This window comes from Alitiscatomonas aceti (assembly GCF_025567195.1).
Taxonomy (GTDB): domain Bacteria; phylum Bacillota; class Clostridia; order Lachnospirales; family Lachnospiraceae; genus Alitiscatomonas; species Alitiscatomonas aceti.
Genome location: NZ_JAOQJF010000031.1, coordinates 12,671 through 32,895, shown reverse-complemented (window position 1 = coordinate 32,895; position 20,225 = coordinate 12,671). Strand labels below are relative to the sequence as shown.

Genomic DNA, 20,225 nt, shown 5'->3' with positions numbered 1-20,225 from the left:
AAAAAACGCGGGCCGTGCGCAAAAGGAGATAAAGCCATGAGCATCCGGCCCTATCGGCCAGAAGACTGTGAAGCCCTGGCCCGCTTATTTTATGATGCGGTCCACACAGTCAACGCAAAGGATTACACCGAGCAGCAACTGAACGCATGGGCCACAGGAACCGTGGACCTGGAAGCATGGGACCGCTCCCTGACGGCGCATTTTACGCTGGTGGCTGAGGAAAACGGCGTCATCACCGGGTTTGGGGACATGGATCCCACCGGATACCTGGACCGGCTGTTCGTCCACAGGGATTTCCAGGGCAGGGGCATTGCCTCCGCTCTCTGTGACCGGCTGGAGCCGTCTGTTTCCGGCCCCATCACCACCCACGCCTCCATCACCGCCAGGCCTTTTTTTGAAAAACGCGGCTACCGGGTCATAAAGGAACAGCAGGTGGAGCGCCGGGGCGTCCTTCTCACCAACTTTGTTATGGAAAAACAGCGATCATAAGGAGGTTTTTCATGAACGTCACCATTGCCATCGATTCTCTGAAGGGCAGCCTCTCTTCCCTGGAGGCCGGACATGCCATCGAAGAAGGGATCCGGCGTGTATACAAAAACGCCTCTGTAAACGTCCGCCCCCTGGCCGATGGAGGGGAAGGGACCGTGGAGGCCCTGGCCTGCGGCATGGGCGGAAGACTGGAGACTGTCACCGTCACCGGACCGCTGGGAGCTCCTGTGGAGTGCCAGTACGGGATCCTTCCGGAAAGCGGCACGGCTATCATTGAAATGTCTGGAGCCGCCGGGATCACCCTGGTTCCGGATGCAGAAAAGGATCCTATGAAAGCCACCACCTTTGGGGTCGGCCAGGTGATCCGGTCCGCTATCCAGAAGGGCTGCCGCAGATTCATCGTGGGCATCGGCGGAAGCGCCACCAACGACGGAGGCGCAGGAATGCTCCAGGCCCTGGGATATGGGATCCTGGACCGGGACGGAAACCAGATCCCTCCGGGAGCCCAGGGGCTGGCACAGATCGCATCCATCTCCTCCGAGCACGTCCTGCCGGAGCTTTCGGAATGTACCTTCCGGATCGCCTGCGACGTCAATAACCCCCTCTGCGGCCCCAGGGGAGCCAGCGCCGTCTATGGTCCCCAGAAGGGAGCCGATGAAGCCATGGTCCAGGTCATGGACCGGGGGCTTGCCCATTTTGCAGAGATCGCCGGGAAATGGAATCCCAAGGCAGACCCGGAGTTTCCAGGCACAGGAGCCGCCGGCGGACTGGGCTTTGCCTTTTTAACCTTCACCAGCGCAGTCCTGGAATCCGGGATCCAGATCGTTCTGGAGGAAACGAAGCTGCGGGAGTATGTGAAGGATGCCGACCTGGTGATCACCGGAGAGGGCCGTCTGGACGGGCAGACTGTCATGGGAAAGGCCCCTGTGGGCGTGGCCCGGATCGCCAAAGAATTCCATAAGCCGGTCCTTGCCTTTTCCGGCAGCGTCACCAGGGAAGCGGCAGCCTGCAACGATGCCGGGATCGACGCCTTTTTCCCGATCCTCCGCTCCGTCGTCACCCTGGAGGAGGCCATGGATCCAGAAAACGCCAGAAAAAATATGGCCGACACAGCCGAGCAGATATTCCGGCTGATCCAGGCGGTGCAGCCCATGCAGGCGGTCTAAGACCGTTTTCTCCTGTTTCTTTTAAAAAAAGCAGCGGCCCTGCCTCCCAGGCGTCCGCTGCTTTTATTACGGCTGTCCTGATTACAGGCCCCTATTCTGACGGTCCTGTCCCGGATCCCAGCTCCATATTTCCGGCTTCGTCACCGCTGAAAAATTCGATCCGGTATTCCACAACGGCTCCCATTTCCTCGTACACATCGTATACGCTGTCTGCCTGGATCACAAATTCCTTTACCGTCCCATCGGGCCCGGTCCTTACCGTATCCGTCCGGTTTATGGTCCCGGTCAGCTCCTTTCCCTCGGTTCCCGGAAATACGCTCTGTAAGACCTTATGGCGGATCACATACCTGAGGCCATGGTCCTCCTGGTATTTTTCCACCTTCTGGACCTTCGTTTCCGCCGGTTCCGTCCACAGGCCTCCCAGAAGCGTCTTAAGGGACAGGGTCTCTCCTTCCTTTACAGAGGGCTCCATGGGGGACTTATCAGGATATCCCGCCAGCTGCATGGTCCTTCCCTCGGCGTCCTCCTCCGTTATATGAAGAAGCGTCAGGCTCCCATCCTCTTCCTTCTGAAACAACTCCATCCGGTACCAGAACCCCCGTTCATCCGTACCGTACCATACCTTTGTGACAGCCGTGGATGATTCCGTACCCCCGGGTCTCTCCCCATTTTCGCCGCCCGGAGCGTCTTTTGTCTCCCAGGCGCTTCCCGTGACCGTCTGGACATAGGCTCCCTCTGTGCGGCTCATGGTCTCCTCCCAGAGAGCATGGACCTCTCGGAGAGGGTCTTTTTTTAGAAAATACAGCGCCAATGCCAGACCAGCAAAAAGCAGGATGGCCGCTCCTGTAATTTTTTTCCCTTTCATTTTTTCCCCCTAAAAACGTTTTTCTGCTCCCGTGCAGCCGCTCCCAACTCCACTCAACAGAAAAACCCCGGCAGCCTTTCGGCTCCGGGGTTCTCTTACGCTTGGACACCGGTATCCCGCCTGGGATACCTTCGGACTATTTATTTTCACAGGCGCACATCGGCACCTATGGATTTTTACCTAGAATTACTCGATGATTGTAGCAACTCTGCCGGAACCTACGGTTCTGCCGCCCTCACGGATAGCGAAACGGAGACCCTGCTCCATAGCTACCGGATGGATCAGCTCGATCGTCATTTCTACGTTATCACCAGGCATGCACATCTCGGTACCAGCCGGGAGTTCGCAAACGCCTGTAACGTCAGTTGTTCTAAAGTAGAACTGCGGACGATAGTTGTTGAAGAACGGTGTATGACGGCCGCCCTCGTCTTTTGTCAGAACGTAAACCTGAGCTGTAAATTTCTTATGGCACTTTACAGAACCCGGTTTTACAAGACACTGACCTCTCTGGATCTCTGTTCTCTGAACACCACGAAGCAGAGCGCCGATGTTGTCACCAGCCTGAGCCTGATCCAGGAGCTTACGGAACATCTCGATACCAGTTACAACGGTCTTACGAGTCTCCTCGTGAATACCAACGATCTCAACCTCGTCGTTGAGCTTCAGAGTACCACGCTCTACACGGCCTGTTGCAACAGTACCACGGCCTGTGATTGTAAATACGTCCTCGACCGGCATAAGGAACGGCTTATCTGTGTCACGAATGGGATCCGGAATGTAGCTGTCAACAGCATCCATTAACTCCATAACCTTGTCGCCCCACGGTCCGTGCGGATCCTCAAGAGCCTTCAGAGCGGAACCCTGGATGATCGGTGTGTCGTCGCCCGGGAACTCATACTCGTTCAGAAGATCTCTGATCTCCATCTCAACCAGCTCAAGTAACTCAGCGTCGTCAACCATGTCGCACTTGTTCATGAATACAACGATGTACGGAACGCCTACCTGACGGGAAAGAAGGATGTGCTCTCTTGTCTGAGCCATAACACCATCAGTAGCAGCAACTACAAGGATAGCGCCATCCATCTGGGCAGCACCAGTGATCATGTTCTTTACATAGTCAGCATGGCCTGGGCAGTCAACGTGTGCATAGTGTCTCTTCTCTGTCTCGTACTCTACGTGGGAAGTGGAAATTGTGATACCACGCTCTCTCTCTTCCGGAGCCTTATCGATATTTTCAAAATCAGTAGCTGTGTTACCGGCAACTCTCTCTGCAAGTACCTTTGTAATAGCTGCTGTTAAAGTTGTTTTACCATGGTCAACGTGTCCAATGGTACCAATGTTACAATGCGGTTTAGTTCTGTCAAACTTAGCTTTTGCCATTTTAAAACGTCCTCCTTAATTTGCGCCCATTGGGCTATTCTATTTAACTAGGCTGAATAATATTATATTCTATTCAGAAATGTTTTTCAAGCCTATTTCGCACCTTTTCTTTCAGCGATGATCTTCTCCTGAACGCTCTTCGGTACCTGCTCGTATTTCTCAAAGAACATGGAGTAGTTACCACGTCCCTGTGTGCTGGAACGAAGGTCTGTGGAGTAACCGAACATCTCTGCCAGCGGTACGAATGCTTTTACAAGCTTTCCTCCGCCAATGTCCTCGAAGCCCTCGATACGGCCGCGGCGGGAGTTGATGTCGCCGATAACGTCGCCCATGTATTCCTCAGGCATCGTTACCTCTACCTTCATGATCGGCTCAAGAAGCACTGCGCCTGCCTTTGCCATAGCATCCTTGAACGCCATGGATCCGGCAATGTGGAATGCCATCTCGGAGGAGTCGACCTCATGGTAGGAACCGTCGAATACATCTGCGCATACGCCCAATACCGGGAATCCGCCAAGGATACCAGCCTTTGTAGCCTCTTCGATACCCTCGCCGACAGCCGGGATGTATTCCTTCGGAATCGCACCGCCCACAACGGAGGAAGTAAACTTGAAGGTCTCTTCGCCGTTGGGATCCATCGGTGTGAAGTGTACTTTACAGTGACCGTACTGACCACGTCCACCAGACTGTTTTGCGTACTTGCTGTCCACATCCACAGCCTTTGTGAAGGTCTCTTTGTAAGCAACCTGGGGAGCGCCCACATTGGCCTCTACCTTGAACTCACGAAGAAGACGGTCAACGATGATCTCAAGATGCAGCTCGCCCATACCGGAGATGATGGTCTGGCCAGTCTCTTTGTCGGTATGAACACGGAAGGTGGGATCCTCCTCTGCCAGCTTTACTAAAGCCTCGCCCATCTTGTCCTGACCAGCCTTGGTCTTGGGCTCGATGGCGATGTCGATAACCGGCTCCGGGAACTCCATGGACTCCAGGATTACCGGATGCTGCTCATCACAGATGGTATCACCGGTGGAAGTTGTCTTGAATCCAACGGCAGCGGCGATATCACCGGAGTAAACCTTGTCAAGCTCGTGTCTCTTGTTGGCATGCATCTGAAGGATACGGCCAACACGCTCTTTTTTATTCTTTGTTGCATTCAGTACATAGGAACCGGAGTTCATTGTACCGGAATACACACGGAAGAATGCCAGTTTACCAACGAACGGGTCGGTCATGATCTTGAACGCAAGAGCAGAGAACGGCTCGTCGTCGGAGGAGTGACGCACGATCTCGTTGCCATCCATGTCAACGCCTTTGATGGGCGGGATGTCAAGGGGAGACGGCATGAACTCGATCACAGCATCCAGAAGCTTCTGAACGCCCTTGTTTCTGTAAGCAGTACCGCAGCATACCGGGATCGCCTGGCATTCGCAGGTAGCCTTACGGAGAACCTTTTTCAGTTCTTCAACGGACGGCTCCTCGCCATCCAGATACATCATCATCAGATCGTCATCCAGCTCGCAGATCTTCTCAACCAGCTCGGTTCTGTAAAGCTCTGCGTCGTCCTTCATATCTTCCGGAACATCGGTTACGGTGATGTCATCGCCCTTATCATCGTTGTAGATGTAAGCCTGCATCTCAAACAGGTCGATAATTCCCTTGAACTCGTCTTCCTTACCGATCGGGAGCTGTAAGCAGATGGCGTTCTTTCCGAGACGGGTACGGATCTGGTCTACGCAGCCGTAGAAGTTTGCACCCAGGATATCCATCTTGTTGATGAATGCCATTCTCGGTACGTTGTAGGTATCAGCCTGACGCCATACGTTCTCGGACTGGGGCTCAACACCGCCCTTTGCACAGAAAACGCCGACAGCGCCGTCCAGAACACGCAGGGAACGCTCAACCTCAACAGTGAAGTCTACGTGGCCTGGGGTATCAATGATGTTGATACGGTGCTCCAGAGCGCCTGCCTTGGGCTTCGTCTTTTCCTGAAGAGTCCAGTGGCAGGTGGTAGCGGCTGATGTGATCGTGATGCCTCTCTCCTGCTCCTGCTCCATCCAGTCCATGGTAGCTGTGCCTTCGTGAGTATCACCAATTTTATAGTTAATACCAGTGTAATACAGGATACGCTCAGTGGTCGTTGTCTTACCGGCATCGATATGAGCCATAATTCCGATATTTCTGGTTCTCTCCAACGGATATTCTCTTCCAGCCAAGGATTTGTCCTCCTTTTAGAATCTGTAATGAGCAAATGCCTTGTTGGCCTCTGCCATCTTGTGCATTTCCTCTTTCTTCTTTACAGATGCACCGGTGTTGTTTGCTGCATCCATAATTTCGTTTGCGAGTCTTTCGATCTGGGTCTTTTCAGATCTCTTTCTGGAATAGAGAGTGATCCAGCGAAGTCCCAGAGCCTGTCTTCTCTCCGGCTTAACCTCGATCGGTACCTGGTAGGTGGCGCCGCCGATACGTTTTGCCTTAACTTCCAGAACAGGCATGATGTTGTTCATGGCTTCCTCAAAAACCTCTACTGCGTCTTTTCCGGTCTTTGCTGCAACTTCCTCAAAAGCGCCGTAAACGATCTTCTGAGCAACGCCCCTCTTGCCGTCTAACATGATGTTGTTGATCAGCTTTGTAACAACCTTGTTGTTGTACAGGGGATCTGCTAATACGTCTCTTTTCTGGGTATGTCCTTTACGTGGCACGTTACTTCCCTCCTTAATCATACATAATTGATTAGCTCATCGGTACTCACATGTTTCCATAAAATGTGTTCGCGCGCGGGTCTATATCTGTGTCCTGCAACCGACAGGTCCAATATCACCGGCACTAAATTACGGAAATCCGGTTTCCGTATACACTTTACTGCTGTTAGTGGGTCCAAATTTTGTGGAGTTTCTGGCTGCCGCTCGTTGGGGCGGGAAACCTTCGGGGCCTCTCCTCCGCTCATCGGGGCGGGAAACCCAAACTCCGCTTTGCTACGTTCGGGTAGCAGTAATCGCTTTGCGATTACTTTTTGTCTTTCGGTCTCTTTGCGCCGTATTTGGAACGGGCCTGCTTTCTGTTGGCTACGCCGGCAGTATCAAGAGTACCTCTGATGATGTGGTATCTGGTACCCGGAAGGTCCTTTACACGGCCGCCGCGGATCAGAACAACAGAGTGCTCCTGAAGGTTGTGGCCCTCACCCGGGATATAGCTTGTTACTTCGATACCGTTGGAAAGACGAACTCTGGCGATCTTTCTAAGAGCGGAGTTCGGCTTCTTCGGGGTTGCAGTCTTAACAGCTGTACAAACGCCTCTCTTCTGCGGAGCGGAAATGTCTGTTGCTTTCTTCTGAAGGGAGTTATATCCTTTCTGAAGAGCCGGAGCTGTGGACTTCTTTGCTGTGGTCTGCCTTCCTTTTCTTACTAACTGGTTAAATGTAGGCATCCTTTTCACCTCCTGTGATATTGTCTGTGGTTGCTGTTTGGTTCAGCTTGATTCTGCGCACAAAAATGGGGCGTACCCCATGCACGCCCCATTATTATATATAGTCTTTTTCCGGCTGTCAAGGAAAAACCTCAAATTTTCCTTGAAAAGTACAGAATTTTCTTCTATGACACGCCAGAGACAGTTGTCTCAGGTTTCCTGCCCTTTATAGTCCGGTCCAGCCAATGGCCTGAAGGATCGTCAAAGCGGCAAAGGACATCGCGATCTGGCATCCCAGAAGAGGCATCAGCCATTTAGCGTATCTGGCCCAGTCCACCTTTGCGATGGCCAGGGCTCCCATGAGGGTTCCTGCTGTGGGATACAGGCAGTTGGAGAATCCGTCTCCAAACTGGAAGGCCTGGACCGCAACCTGTCTTGTGATGCCGACCAGGTCCGCGATGGGAACCATTAAGGGCATTACCGCTGCCGCCTGGCCAGATCCGGAGGGGATCAGGAAGTTGATCAGCAGATTGGCAATGAACATGAAGTTCGCACCCATTACAGATCCCATGCTGGAGATCGGGATGGAAAGCCAGTTGACGATGGTATTCAAAATCTGTCCCTGGGACAGGATCACACCGATGCCATTGGCAAATCCAACAATAAACGCCGCATTGGTCATTTTGGCGCAGCCATTGATAAATTCCTTCGTGGTCCCGTTGACGCCCATTCCGTTGAGCAGACCACAGCCTACGGCCAGGACAAAGAAGGTTGCCGCCATCTGGTCATAGCTCCAGGAAAATTTAATGGAGCCGATCACGATCACCGCGATGGCTGCCACCAGCCCCAGAAGGCTGACCATATGCTTCCAGGACATGGAAGCGTGGATCGTTTCCGTAGTTTCACCTTTTGCTCCCATAAAATCAGCCACGGACATGCCTTCCTCATAGTTCAGGCTCTTCATGGGATCCTTTCGGATCGTTTTCATATAACGCACCGTGAAGAAATAGCAGATGGCAAAATTAATGATATTCAGCAGGACGCGGACCTCAAATCCAGAAAAGATGGGAAGCTCCGCAATGGGATGCGCCACACCGATGGTAGTTGCATTGGCCCATCCTACATTAAAGCCGGAGTAAGCGCCCATGTAAACAAACAGGAAGCCAGTAAACGCGTCGTATCCAAGGCTGGTTGCGAGAATGATCCCAATGGGGACCAGAGCGACAACCGGATTGGCAAACACACCTGCTGCGCCGCCCACAGACATAAACGCCATGATCAGAAGAGCCAGGACATGGGCGTTGAGCTTCTTATTGGAAGCCAGCCGTCCAAAGGCCGCGTTGATGGATCCACTTTTTTCAAGTACCGCAACGGCGCCTCCGCAGAACATGATCATGAAGATCAGCTTGGCTGACTTGTAAAAGCCTGCCATAACTGCCATGAGAACGCCCCAGGGACCCACTGGAGTACTGTCGATCACATGATACGTCCCGGCAATGACCTTATTCAGATTCCCCACCTTTTCTGTTTCATAGGCGCCGGCAGGGATGATCCAGGTCAGGACCGCGCATACGATCATAAGCATGAATAACAGAGCACATGTGGTCGGGATCTGGAATTTTTTCTTCTTTTCCATAGTAACCCTCCTTTGTTATTTTAAAAAGTTTCTTGTGTACTGGACGAGAACAGCCGTCCCCGCTGCGATACAGCTGTCGTCAAAAACATTTTTTGAATTATGCAGTCCGTGACGCGTATTGGGATCCGCATCATTTCCGGAACCAAGCCGGAACTGAGCTCCAGGCGCCAGAAACGGGAACAGGAAGGAGAAATCTTCCGATCCCAGAGACGGATTCTGAACCGTGATCACATGGTCCGCTCCAATGGTCTCCTCAGCAGCCGCCCGCAGCCCTGCGATCACGTTCTGGTCATTTACCAGCGGCGGCATTCCCTTTTCCCACCGGATTTCTGCGCTTCCTCTCATAGCCTCCGCACAGGAAATACAGATCCGGTCAATGGCCGCCTGCATTTTCTCCCTGCTCTCTGCGTTCAGGCTCCGCAGGGTCCCGCTCATTTCCACAAAGTCCGGGATCACATTGGGCGCTTTTCCTCCGTGAATGCTGCCTATGGTCATAACCGCCGGATAGACCGGATGGTTCTCACGGGACACGACGGTCTGAAGCTGGGCCATTATGTAGCCGCTGATGGCGATGGGATCGATGCAGTTTTCTGGATGGGCTCCGTGGCCTCCCTTGCCGCTTACCTTAATATAGAAGGTATCGCAGGAGGCGTTGGCCGGTCCCTCCTTGAGTCCAATGGAGCCAGCCGGGTATTCCGGGGACACATGAAGCCCCACCAGCACATCCGGCTTCACCGGCTCATAAAATTTACAGTCCAGAAGCTGCCTGGCCCCAGTGCCGCGCTCCTCCGCCGGCTGGAATAGGAACAGTACATTTCCGCTCAGCTGATTCCGGAGTTCCGAAAGGATCCTGGCACAAAACAGGAGGACTGTGGTATGGATATCGTGTCCGCAGGAATGGCAGACGCCGTCCACAGAGGAGGCATACGGAAGACCCGTTTTTTCAGACATGGGCAGGGCGTCTATGTCCTCCCGGATCGCAACGGTTTTCCCTGGTCTTCCTCCCTTCAGGAAACCGACCACGCCGGTCTTCAGGCCAATCTCCATGATCTCGATCCCGTATTCCTCCAGCTTTTCCCGGATCAGAGCTGTCGTCCGGTTCTCTTCGTTGCTCAGCTCCGGATTTGCATGGATATGTCTTCGGATTCCGATCATATCCGCCTCGTGCTGTTTTATAAGTTCCATTACATCAGCCATATTTTCCTCCTTTTTCCATATAAATTTATAATTATGAAAATATTATAATTTTCTATAAAGTTTTTGTAAAATACTTTTTTATCCATACGGTATACATAAGACACTATATCCATTGCAGACATTCTATATTCTATGATACAATATCCCAAAATAAATATACCTTACTGAATCCCCATAAGGAGGAATCCGATGATCCCCGATGAACGCACCTGCCAGTATTTCATAACAATTGCCCGGGAAAAAAATATTTCCCGGGCCGCACGATCTCTTTATATTTCCCAGCCGACCTTAAGCCGTTTTCTCACCGGACTAGAAAAAGAACTGGGTACTCCGCTTTTTATACGAAATAACGGGATCCTGTCCCCTACGCCGGCAGGAGAACTGTTTTTCCAGTACATTACCGGCTTAAAGGGAATGGAATCCCGCTTTTCAAATGATCTTTCCTCTCTTTTGCTCCCCCAGAAACAGACTCTGAGGATCGGGGCAGGCTCCATCACCAGTCCCTTTCTGCCTGAGAAGGTTTTTCCCATACTTCACAGGGAATACCCCGATGTGGAGCTGTCCCTGACCGAGGATATCCATGTCCATCTTCTGTCCCGAATGGAAAAGGGCGAGCTGGATCTGTCCGTGCTGGTCGCTTCCGGAGCAGATACACTTTCCAACCGCTTTGTCAAAGTCCTTGCCCGTGCCCCAAGATTGTTCATAATTTCCCGGTCCCATCCCCTGGCCAGCCTTGTCGCGTGTCCAGAAGAAAACTCCATCAAAAATCCCCAGAAATTTTCTCTTCATCATCTGGAAAACCAGACCCTGGTCTCCGGTGTTCCCGGTCAGAAAATATGTGAGGATATCAGCCAGATCATTACGAAATACAGGCTTAACAATCTTTCGCTGGTTCCTGTTCAAAACCGCAAAACAAATATCGCCATGGCCGAATGCGGTCTTGCCATTGCTTTTCTCCCTGCTATTTATGTAACAAAACCGGAAAATCATCCTGATCTGCTCTATCTCTATTCCGATGACCCTCTCGCCCAATGGTGCATGACCGTGCGTCATAAAAACAGCCGCCTGACTCCCATTGAACGCCGCTTCATCGACCTTGCTTCCGCTGTCTTTTCAGGAAAGGAGCCGGTATGACTCCGGCGCCCTTTCTAGTCTGACTTTTCCTGGCCTACACAGAACATATCCGCAGTCACATCTGCCAGCAGCTTCCCGTTCTCATCAATCACCTCGCCCCGGACGATGGTGATGACCCGGCCCCGGCGCACCAGGATCCCCCGGGCTGTCACCCTCCCCTGGGACACGTTGCCGATAAAGTTCACATGGGCGCTCTGGGTCACATATTTTCTCCCGTCCGCCCGGGCAGTCAGCCCCGTTACCACATCCGCCAGGGAGTAGAGCAGCCCTCCGTGGATCATGCCCATGATGTTGAGCCCGTCCGGATGGACCTTCATGGAGATCTCGCTGCACTCGGTGGAGATTCTTTCGATCTTCATATGGTTATGGCGCATGAATGGATTATTTGCCAGGTATTCGTCTGCATTGATACAATTCTTTTCTTCTGCCATGTGGTTTCCTTTCTGTCTCCGGCTCCAGGCCGGGTATTTTAACCCTAACATCTTACCATAAGTATCTGCCGTTTACAAACCTTTCATTCCCCGGCCGGGTCAGGAGCTGCCCGTTTTCCAGGGCTGTCTCCCGGCATCTCCGGGCGAAAGCCCGTTCCATTTCATAATAATACTGTTCCCTGGGGCCAAACTCCTCTCCATTTTTCCTCATGGACTCCAGGATCCTCAGATTCCGCTCCGGGTCCCGGATCCTCATTTTCCGGTGTTCGATCCAGATGTCTTCCTTCCATATAATACCAAATGGGCACACCGTTTCATGGACCCGGCCCTTCCATACGGCCCCAGGCCCTCTGCGGATCAGCCGCTCCCGGAAAAAGGCTGCGGCCAGGGAACCGTCCCGGCGGAACGCTGCCGCATACCTCATCATCACCACATCCGGAAGACAGAGTTCCCGTCCCAGCCGTTCCTTCAGATCCAGCAGCTTCCTCCGCTGGTCCGGCCGCACCACATCGTCGGCATCCATCCAGAACAGATACGTCCCCCGGCCCTGGGAAAATGAGAAATTCCTGGCGGCGGCAAAGTCGTCCCGCCACGGAAAATCAAAGACCCTGGCTCCGCGCTCCATGGCGGCCGCCTTCGTTCCGTCTGTGGATCCGGTATCCGTCACAAGGATCTCATCCGGGAACCCGGCCACACTGTCCAGGCACCGCCCCAGCACCTCCTCTTCATTTTTTACGATCATGCAAAGACTCACGGAGACCACAGCCACGCCCCGCTTTCACACGGTTTTACTGCCAGTATATGTCCCGTGCGAAAACAGTTGAATGTTTCTCCGAAAAGACTTACAATAAAACCATGAAAACGACGCCGGAGCCAGAAAGCTCCGGACCACAAGGAGGAACCTGATATGAAACTCGTGATCATCGAGCCCCTGGGCGTCAACGATGAAAAGCTGCTGTCCATGGCAAAGGACATGCTGCCCGCAGATCTGGAGATCGTATATTACAATACCCGCGTCACCGATACGGAGACCCTCATTGAACGGGGCCATGATGCGGACATCATCGCCGTATCCAATCTTCCCATGAACGCCGACGTGATCAACGGCTGCAAAAACTTAAAGATGCTGTCTGTGGCCTTCACCGGCGTGGACCATATCGCCATGGACGCATGTAAAGCCAACGGTGTTCTGGTCAGCAACTGCGCGGGCTACTCCACCGCCGCTGTGGCCGATCTGGTATTCGGCATGATCATTGCCCTGTACCGGAACATGATCCCCTGCAACGACGTGGTGCGGAAGGAAGGCACCAAGGACGGACTGGTGGGCTTTGAGCTGGAAGGAAAAAAATTCGGTGTCATCGGTACCGGAGCCATCGGCCTCCGCACTGCCGCCATCGCAAACGCCTTCGGCTGCCAGGTCCTGGCGTACAGCCGCACGAAAAAGGATATCCCCGGGATCACCTATGTGGATATGGATACGCTCCTCTCTTCCTGTGATATCGTTTCCCTCCACACTCCTTTAAATTCCGATACCAGAGGACTCATTGGAAAAGAGGAGCTGGCAAAAATGAAACCGTCGGCCATCCTCATCAACACCTCCCGCGGTCCTGTGGTGGACAGCGCCGCCCTGGCAGACGCCTTAAATAATGGCCGCCTGGCCGGAGCCGGGATCGATGTATTTGAGACTGAGCCGCCCATCGCCAAGGACCATCCCCTCCTCACAGCAAAAAATGTCATCGCCACTCCCCATGTGGCCTTCGCCACAAAGGAGGCTCTGGAAAAACGTGCCGTTATCGTTTTTGACAATGTGGACAAGTGGTTAAAGGGCACGCCCCAGAATGTGATGTAGGCCTGCTTTTCCACAGAGAGCGTCTGCTGTCAGCCGTTTTTCCCCATTCCAGAAAAAAATTCCCGGAAACGTTTAAAACGCCGCCGGGAATTTTTATTTTCTTTTTTAAAGCTTATACCAGAGCGCTGCCCAGGTCCTCGTAGCCTTCTGTGGACGGAAGCTCAAATTTCACTTCCTGTCCCGGATTATTGATGTTCATATGCATTTCCATCACATAAGAAACGGTTTCAGACTCTCCAGTCTCGCTGTCGGTCATGACCATATCCATATCCAGGCTCATATCCTCTTTGACATAATAGCCGTTCTGATCCACAATGGCCTTGCCAGATGCGCTGCGGATATTGTAGGAAACCGTATATCCGTTGTAAAGGGTATCCATATCTCCAACGATGCCGTTTAAAAGGGAGTTCATATTGTCCGTATTGATGCCGTATGTAAGGACTGTATTTCCATCCTCAGTGGTCATGGCCATATCCTTCATCATAGCCAGATCCATATCTACGGTCTCCAGATTGCTGGCAACCTGGCTCATGGCCTCGTCCAGGGGCATTTCCTGTTTCATCTTCATGCCCATCATGTCCATATAGTACATATTGTCTGTATAGAACATCTGGAACGGGATATCGCTTCCCAGCATGGTCATGCTTCCATCTGCCACGAACTCCAGCTTTCCGGTCTGGGCTCCGCGGGTCTTCATGTTCATATCCATGTTGGTGTCAATGGTGACGCCTTCCATGGTCATGGACATCTTAATATCTGCCTGGGCGTCCATGCTGTCTAAGGTATTTGTCTTTTCCTGGGCTGCCAGATACGCCTCCACAGCCGCCGGGTCGTTGGATGCGTCGGGCTTCACTTCCTCAGCCGGCTGGATCTCTGCCGCCGGGACCTCCACCTTCTTTTCCTGGACCACGCCGTCTACCACCCAGGCTCCCTGGTCGTTGACTTCATAACCGCCGGCCTTGGCCGTCAGGTTATAAAGGGAAACCTGCGCATAGCCGTCGTTATCGAAAATATAACACTCGGCAATGCCGTCCTGGTTTCCGTCCAGCCAATACCAGCCGTTCCGGCAGTAGGAACCGTCATCGTTCTCGTACCGCCAGCCGTTCATATCCTGGCTCCACTGGCCTGCAAATGCGGTAAAGGAAACGGCCAGGGTGGCTGGAACTACTGTCAACAGAAGCTTTTTCCAATTTTTCATATTTTATTTCCTTCCTTCTTTATATGGGAATTATTCCATTACGGGCTGCGTCTGGACTTCTCCGTTCTCAACCCATGCGCCGTCCATATTTACATCATAACCGGCAGCCTTACTGGTCAGGTTATAAAGGGAAACGAGAGCATAACCATCGTTATCGAAGCAATAGCACTCTGCCTCGCCGTCCTCATTTCCATCCAGCCAGAACCAGCCGTTCTTGCAGTAGGAGCCATCTTCGTTCTCATACCACCAGCCGTTCATATCCTGATGCCACTGTCCTGCAAATGCAGTAAAGGAAAACATCATAGCCGCCGGAACCACTGCCAGTAAAACTTTTTTCCAATTTCTCATATCCTTGTCCTCCTGAAAAATAGTATATTGTGCCATGTCTTCCGGACATTGCACCATGTGACGATATTATATCAATTTTTCTGGCGATATTCAAGTTTTTTCTGCGCTTTTTTCATATTATTTTGTGCACATTTCACTATTCTTCTGTTATATATACGACTGTTCCACCTGGATCACCGCATAATAGTTCTCCCAGGTCTCCTGGACGATCTTTTCGATCTCCTCCTTCACCTGGGCGTGAGTCCTGTTAAATCCATAGGGGACCACCGCGTCAAAGACCAGATTGGTGTGGGTCGGTCCCTGTACCATCCGCAGATCATGGATGGTCACGCCCTCCAGCCGCTCCGCGATCTTCAAAGCCAGAATGCTGCGGATCTCTGCCACCTTCTCATTATCCACTTCAATGGGATCCATATGGATCACCGCCTCGCAGCCCAGCTTCTGGTTCAGCTCCTTCTCGATCCGGTCGATGACGTCGTGGATCTCAAAAATGTCGCTGTTTCCCGGAACCTCGCCGTGAAGAGAGATCATCCGTCTTCCGGGGCCATAGTCATGGACCACCAGATCGTGGATCCCGATGATCTCCTCATGGGCCAGGACCAGCTTCTTAATCTCCTCCACAAACTCCGGAGACGGCGGCTGTCCCAGAAGCGGATTTAACGTATCCCGGGCGGCGCTGTAACCGGCATAGAGTACGAAGCAGGCCACGATGCAGCCGCACCAGCCGTCGATGTTGTAGCCGGTAAAGTGGGCGACGATCATAGAGAACAGCACGGCCAGGGTCGCCACCGAGTCGCTTAAGCTGTCCATGGCCGTGGCCTTCATGGCCTCTGAATCGATCCTGGTCCCGATCTTCCTGTTATAATAGCTCATATAAAGCTTCACACAGATGGATACGCAGAGGATCAGCACCGGAAGGACTCCGGCCTCCACCGGCTCCGGCGTACGGATCTTCTCAATGGACGTTTTTAAAAGCTCGAAGCCCATGAGCATGATGACCATGGAAACGCCAAAGCCGGATATGTACTCAAACCGCCCGTGGCCAAAGGGATGGTCCGCATCTGGCTTCATGCCGGAAAACCGGAAGCCCACCAGAGTGATAAACGAAGAACCTGCGTCCGACAGGTTGTTGAAGGCGTCGGCGGTGATGGCAATGGAGCCGCTTAAAACGCCTGCCAGGTATTTCCCCATAAAAAGCAGCACATTCAGGCCGATCCCCACAATGCTGCACAGCATCCCATAGGCCCGACGGACTCCCTGGTCCTCTGCCTGGTCATGGTTCTTGATAAAAATTCTGGACAATAACGTGATCATATGGTTTTCTCTTCCTAACTCTCCAAAATGTGAAACAGCGAGGGAGCCTTCTGCTCCCCCGCCGCAATTCATTTTCTTTATTTTATTCCTCGGTGTCCACAGCCTCTTCGGGCTCGGAGCTCTCCATATCATCGAAGTTCTCCTCAGCCTCCTGGGTATCATCTTCATTTAATATGATCTCCTCCGCTTCCTCAATGGGAGCGTCTTCCTCGGGCTGGAGCTGGGCCATGGCCTCAGCCTGCTGGGCCTCGAATTCTGCGTCTGTTCCCAGGTGGATGTCACGGTAGCGCTTCATTCCCGTACCTGCCGGGATCAGCTTACCGATGATCACGTTCTCCTTCAGACCGATCAGATGGTCCACCTTGCCGTTGATGGCAGCCTCTGTGAGGACCTTGGTGGTCTCCTGGAAGGAAGCCGCAGATAAGAAGGAATCCGTAGCCAGGGATGCCTTTGTGATACCCAGCATCACCTGCTTACCTTCTGCCGGTTTCTTTCCTTCAGCGATGAGCTTCTCGTTCATCTCGTTGAAGTCCAGAACGTCCATGGAGGTTCCCGGAAGCACCTCAGAGTCTCCGCTCTCTTCCACGCGGATCTTCTTTAACATCTGGCGGACGATCATCTCAACGTGCTTGTCGTTGATCTCTACGCCCTGTAAACGGTATACACGCTGTACCTCGCGGATCATATAATCCTGTACGGCACGGACGCCCTTTACCTTCAGAAGATCGTGGGGGTTGATGGAACCCTCGGTGAGTACGTCGCCGGCCTCCAGTACCTGTCCGTCCAGCACCTTGATCCTGGATCCATAGGGGATCAGGTAGGTCTTGGAGTTTCCGGTCTCTGTATCCGTAACGATGATCTCGCGCTTCTTCTTTGTATCCTTAATGGTGACCACACCGCCGAACTCAGCGATGATGGCAAGTCCCTTGGGCCGTCTTGCCTCAAACAGCTCCTCGACACGGGGAAGACCCTGTGTGATATCGCCGCCGGCAACGCCGCCTGTATGGAAGGTACGCATGGTCAGCTGGGTACCCGGCTCACCGATGGACTGGGCCGCGATGATCCCGACTGCCTCGCCCACCTGTACCGGCTGGCCGGTGGCCATGTTGGCACCGTAACACTTCGCGCAGACACCGATGTGACACTTACAGGTCAGTACAGTACGGATCTTAACGGTCTTTCTTCCTAACTTATCCAGGACCTTCATAACGGCAGCCGCACGCTTGGGCGTACACATATGGTTGGCCTTTACAACTACCTCTCCTGTATCCGGATCCACGATATCCTCAGCGATGTATCTGCCGGTGAGACGCTCCTCCAGGCTCTCGATGGTCTCCTTGCCGTCGGCAAAGGCCTCGATCTCCATGTAGGGGATCTCTCCCTTTCCTTCACAGCAGTCCGTCTCACGGATGATCAGATCCTGGGATACGTCTACCAGACGTCTGGTCAGGTAACCAGAGTCGGCGGTACGCAGAGCCGTATCGGACAGACCCTTACGGGCTCCATGGGCAGAGATGAAGTACTCCAGTACGTCCAGACCTTCACGGAAGTTGGACTTAATGGGAAGCTCGATGGTGTGACCGGTAGTATCGGCCATAAGGCCTCGCATTCCGGCCAGCTGCTTGATCTGCTTATCAGAACCTCGGGCTCCGGAGTCAGCCATCATAAAGATGTTGTTGTACTTATCCAGGCCAGTCAGCAGATCGTGGGTCAGCTGATCGTCCGTCTCCTTCCAGGTATCGATCACCTCTTTATAACGCTCCTCCTCGGTGATAAGGCCGCGGCGGAAGTTTTTGGCGATTCGGTCCACAGTAGCCTCTGCGTCAGCTAAAAGCTGTTTCTTAGAGGCCGGAACGGTCATATCGGAAATGGATACGGTCATGGCCGCTTTTGTGGAGTATTTATAACCAATGGCCTTGATGTCATCCAGGGTAATGGCAGTCTGCATAGCTCCATGGGTATTGATGACCTTCTCAAGGATCTGTTTTAACTGTTTCTTCTTTACAAGGAAGTCGATCTCCGGCTTTAACTCGTTGCCCGGAATGGTCCTGTCTACAAAGCCCAGATCCTGGGGGATGATCTCGTTAAAGAGGATACGGCCCACGGTGGTCTCCACGATGCCGGTCATCTCGGTGCCGTCAGCCATGGTCCTGGACACACGCACCTTGATCCTTGCATGAAGGGTCACAACGCCGTTTTCATAGGCCAGGATCGCTTCATTTTTGCTCTTAAAGTATTTTCCTTCTCCCGGAGCTCCCGGTCTTTCCTGGGTCAGGTAATAGATACCCAGAACCATATCCTGGGACGGAACGGCCACAGGACCGCCGTCGGACGGCTTTAACAGGTTGTTGGGAGAAAGCAGGAGGAATCTGCACTCCGCCTGGGCTTCCATGGAAAGGGGAAGGTGTACGGCCATCTGGTCACCATCGAAGTCGGCGTTGAAGGCTGTACATACCAGGGGATGGAGCTTGATGGCCTTACCTTCGACCAGAATGGGCTCGAAGGCCTGGATGCCAAGCCTGTGGAGTGTAGGAGCACGGTTTAACATAACGGGATGCTCTTTAATTACATCCTCCAGTACGTCCCACACCTCTGTCTGGAGGCGTTCCACCATCTTTTTGGCGTTTTTGATGTTATGGGCAGTTCCGTTGGCAACCAGCTCCTTCATAACGAAGGGCTTGAAGAGCTCGATGGCCATCTCCTTGGGGAGACCGCACTGGTAGATCTTGAGCTCCGGTCCAACAACGATAACGGAACGGCCGGAATAGTCCACCCGCTTACCAAGAAGGTTCTGACGGAAGCGGCCCTGTTTACCCTTTAACATATCGGAAAGGGACTTTAAGGCACGGTTTCCGGGGCCAGTTACAGGTCTTCCCCGTCTGCCGTTGTCGATCAGGGCGTCCACAGCCTCCTGGAGCATACGCTTCTCATTGCGGACGATGATGTCCGGAGCGCCTAATTCCAGAAGTCTTGCCAGACGGTTGTTGCGGTTGATGATCCTTCTGTATAAATCGTTTAAGTCAGATGTGGCGAAACGGCCGCCGTCCAGCTGTACCATGGGACGGATATCCGGCGGGATCACCGGGATCACGTTCATGATCATCCATTCCGGCTTATTTCCGGACTGGCGGAAGGCGTCCACCACCTCCAGGCGCTTGATGATACGGGCACGCTTCTGACCGGAGGACTCCTGAAGAGCTTTTCTTAACTCCTCGGAATCCTTCTCCAGGTCGATGGACCTTAAAAGCTCCTGGATGGCCTCGGCACCCATTCCTACGCGGAAGGTGCCGTAGCCATATTTTTCAACTGCGTCGCGGTACTCCTTCTCAGAAAGCACCTGCTTTAACTGGAGACCGGTATCGCCCGGATCCAGTACGATATAAGAAGCGAAGTACAGTACCTTCTCCAGGACTCTCGGAGAGATGTCCAGGATCAGTCCCATACGGCTCGGGATACCCTTGAAATACCAGATGTGGGAAACCGGAGCGGCCAGAGCGATATGGCCGATACGCTCACGGCGCACACTGGACTTGGTAACCTCAACGCCGCATCGGTCACAGATAACGCCCTTATATCTGATCTTCTTGTATTTACCACAATGACACTCCCAGTCCTTGCTGGGCCCGAAGATTCTTTCACAGTACAGGCCGTCTTTTTCCGGCTTTAAGGTCCTGTAGTTGATGGTCTCCGGCTTTTTTACCTCGCCGTGGGACCATTCCAGGATCTTTTCCGGAGAAGCAAGTCCGATACGGATCGCGTCAAATGTCATCGGCTGATAAGTTTCATTTGTCTCAGGCATGAACGGTACTCCCT

17 protein-coding genes are annotated in these 20,225 nt (G+C 52.9%); 4 read left to right on the top strand and 13 right to left on the bottom strand.

Going from position 1 to position 20,225, the window contains the following annotated elements; translation table 11 throughout:
- Nucleotides 1–36: 36 nt before the first annotated feature.
- The gene (locus OCV69_RS13185; protein WP_158359633.1) at nt 37–489 is read left to right on the top strand and encodes a GNAT family N-acetyltransferase; all 453 of its coding nucleotides are present in this window, start codon (nt 37–39) and stop codon (nt 487–489) included.
- A gap of 11 nt (nt 490–500) precedes the next feature.
- Nucleotides 501–1,655 carry a glycerate kinase family protein gene (locus OCV69_RS13180; RefSeq protein ID WP_158359635.1) on the top strand — a complete coding sequence of 385 codons (1,155 nt, stop codon included), beginning with the start codon at nt 501–503 and terminating at the stop codon, nt 1,653–1,655.
- Between the two features lie 91 nt (nt 1,656–1,746).
- On the opposite strand, the gene OCV69_RS13175 is transcribed toward OCV69_RS13180, so the two are convergent.
- From OCV69_RS13175 to OCV69_RS13145, 7 genes are all read right to left on the bottom strand, one after another.
- Nucleotides 1,747–2,520 (bottom strand): hypothetical protein, encoded by a 774-nt coding sequence (locus OCV69_RS13175; RefSeq protein WP_158359637.1) that lies wholly within the window; start codon nt 2,518–2,520, stop codon nt 1,747–1,749.
- Nucleotides 2,521–2,706: 186 nt separating this feature from the next.
- Entirely contained in the window at nt 2,707–3,900 is a 1,194-nt protein-coding gene (gene tuf / locus OCV69_RS13170; RefSeq protein ID WP_158359639.1) for an elongation factor Tu, read from the bottom strand.
- Between the two features lie 92 nt (nt 3,901–3,992).
- Nucleotides 3,993–6,116 carry an elongation factor G gene (gene fusA / locus OCV69_RS13165; RefSeq protein WP_158359641.1) on the bottom strand — a complete coding sequence of 708 codons (2,124 nt, stop codon included), beginning with the start codon at nt 6,114–6,116 and terminating at the stop codon, nt 3,993–3,995.
- A gap of 15 nt (nt 6,117–6,131) precedes the next feature.
- Nucleotides 6,132–6,602, bottom strand: coding sequence for a 30S ribosomal protein S7 (gene rpsG, locus OCV69_RS13160; protein ID WP_022273888.1), 471 nt, complete (start codon nt 6,600–6,602; stop codon nt 6,132–6,134).
- A 304-nt stretch (nt 6,603–6,906) separates the two neighbouring features.
- The gene (gene rpsL, locus OCV69_RS13155; RefSeq protein WP_158359644.1) at nt 6,907–7,326 is read right to left on the bottom strand and encodes a 30S ribosomal protein S12; all 420 of its coding nucleotides are present in this window, start codon (nt 7,324–7,326) and stop codon (nt 6,907–6,909) included.
- Nucleotides 7,327–7,531: 205 nt separating this feature from the next.
- Entirely contained in the window at nt 7,532–8,941 is a 1,410-nt protein-coding gene (locus OCV69_RS13150; RefSeq protein ID WP_158359646.1) for a YfcC family protein, read from the bottom strand.
- A gap of 15 nt (nt 8,942–8,956) precedes the next feature.
- Nucleotides 8,957–10,138 carry a M20 metallopeptidase family protein gene (locus OCV69_RS13145; protein WP_158359648.1) on the bottom strand — a complete coding sequence of 394 codons (1,182 nt, stop codon included), beginning with the start codon at nt 10,136–10,138 and terminating at the stop codon, nt 8,957–8,959.
- Nucleotides 10,139–10,327: 189 nt separating this feature from the next.
- Here OCV69_RS13145 and OCV69_RS13140 point away from each other — a divergent pair, with 189 nt between their 5' ends.
- Complete coding sequence (locus OCV69_RS13140; protein WP_158359650.1) at nt 10,328–11,272, top strand: LysR family transcriptional regulator; 945 nt, start codon at nt 10,328–10,330, stop codon at nt 11,270–11,272.
- Between the two features lie 14 nt (nt 11,273–11,286).
- Here the strand turns inward: OCV69_RS13140 and OCV69_RS13135 are convergent, their stop codons facing one another.
- Nucleotides 11,287–11,703, bottom strand: coding sequence for a PaaI family thioesterase (locus OCV69_RS13135; RefSeq protein ID WP_158359651.1), 417 nt, complete (start codon nt 11,701–11,703; stop codon nt 11,287–11,289).
- Between the two features lie 52 nt (nt 11,704–11,755).
- On the bottom strand, nt 11,756–12,445 hold the full coding sequence (locus OCV69_RS13130; RefSeq protein WP_158359653.1) for a glycosyltransferase family 2 protein: 690 nt from the start codon (nt 12,443–12,445) through the stop codon (nt 11,756–11,758).
- Nucleotides 12,446–12,610: 165 nt separating this feature from the next.
- On the opposite strand from OCV69_RS13130, the gene OCV69_RS13125 reads away from it, so the two are divergent.
- Nucleotides 12,611–13,552, top strand: a complete 942-nt coding sequence (locus tag OCV69_RS13125) for a 2-hydroxyacid dehydrogenase (RefSeq protein WP_158359655.1) — start codon at nt 12,611–12,613, stop codon at nt 13,550–13,552.
- Between the two features lie 112 nt (nt 13,553–13,664).
- Here OCV69_RS13125 and OCV69_RS13120 read toward each other — a convergent pair whose 3' ends face one another.
- From OCV69_RS13120 to rpoC, 4 genes are all read right to left on the bottom strand, one after another.
- Nucleotides 13,665–14,750: a DUF6612 family protein gene (locus OCV69_RS13120; protein WP_158359657.1), complete on the bottom strand. Its 1,086-nt coding sequence runs from the start codon at nt 14,748–14,750 to the stop codon at nt 13,665–13,667.
- Between the two features lie 30 nt (nt 14,751–14,780).
- Nucleotides 14,781–15,098: a hypothetical protein gene (locus tag OCV69_RS13115; RefSeq protein ID WP_158359658.1), complete on the bottom strand. Its 318-nt coding sequence runs from the start codon at nt 15,096–15,098 to the stop codon at nt 14,781–14,783.
- A gap of 147 nt (nt 15,099–15,245) precedes the next feature.
- On the bottom strand, nt 15,246–16,412 hold the full coding sequence (locus tag OCV69_RS13110; protein WP_158359660.1) for a cation diffusion facilitator family transporter: 1,167 nt from the start codon (nt 16,410–16,412) through the stop codon (nt 15,246–15,248).
- Nucleotides 16,413–16,494: 82 nt separating this feature from the next.
- The gene (gene rpoC, locus OCV69_RS13105; protein WP_158359661.1) at nt 16,495–20,211 is read right to left on the bottom strand and encodes a DNA-directed RNA polymerase subunit beta'; all 3,717 of its coding nucleotides are present in this window, start codon (nt 20,209–20,211) and stop codon (nt 16,495–16,497) included.
- Nucleotides 20,212–20,225 lie beyond the last annotated feature (14 nt).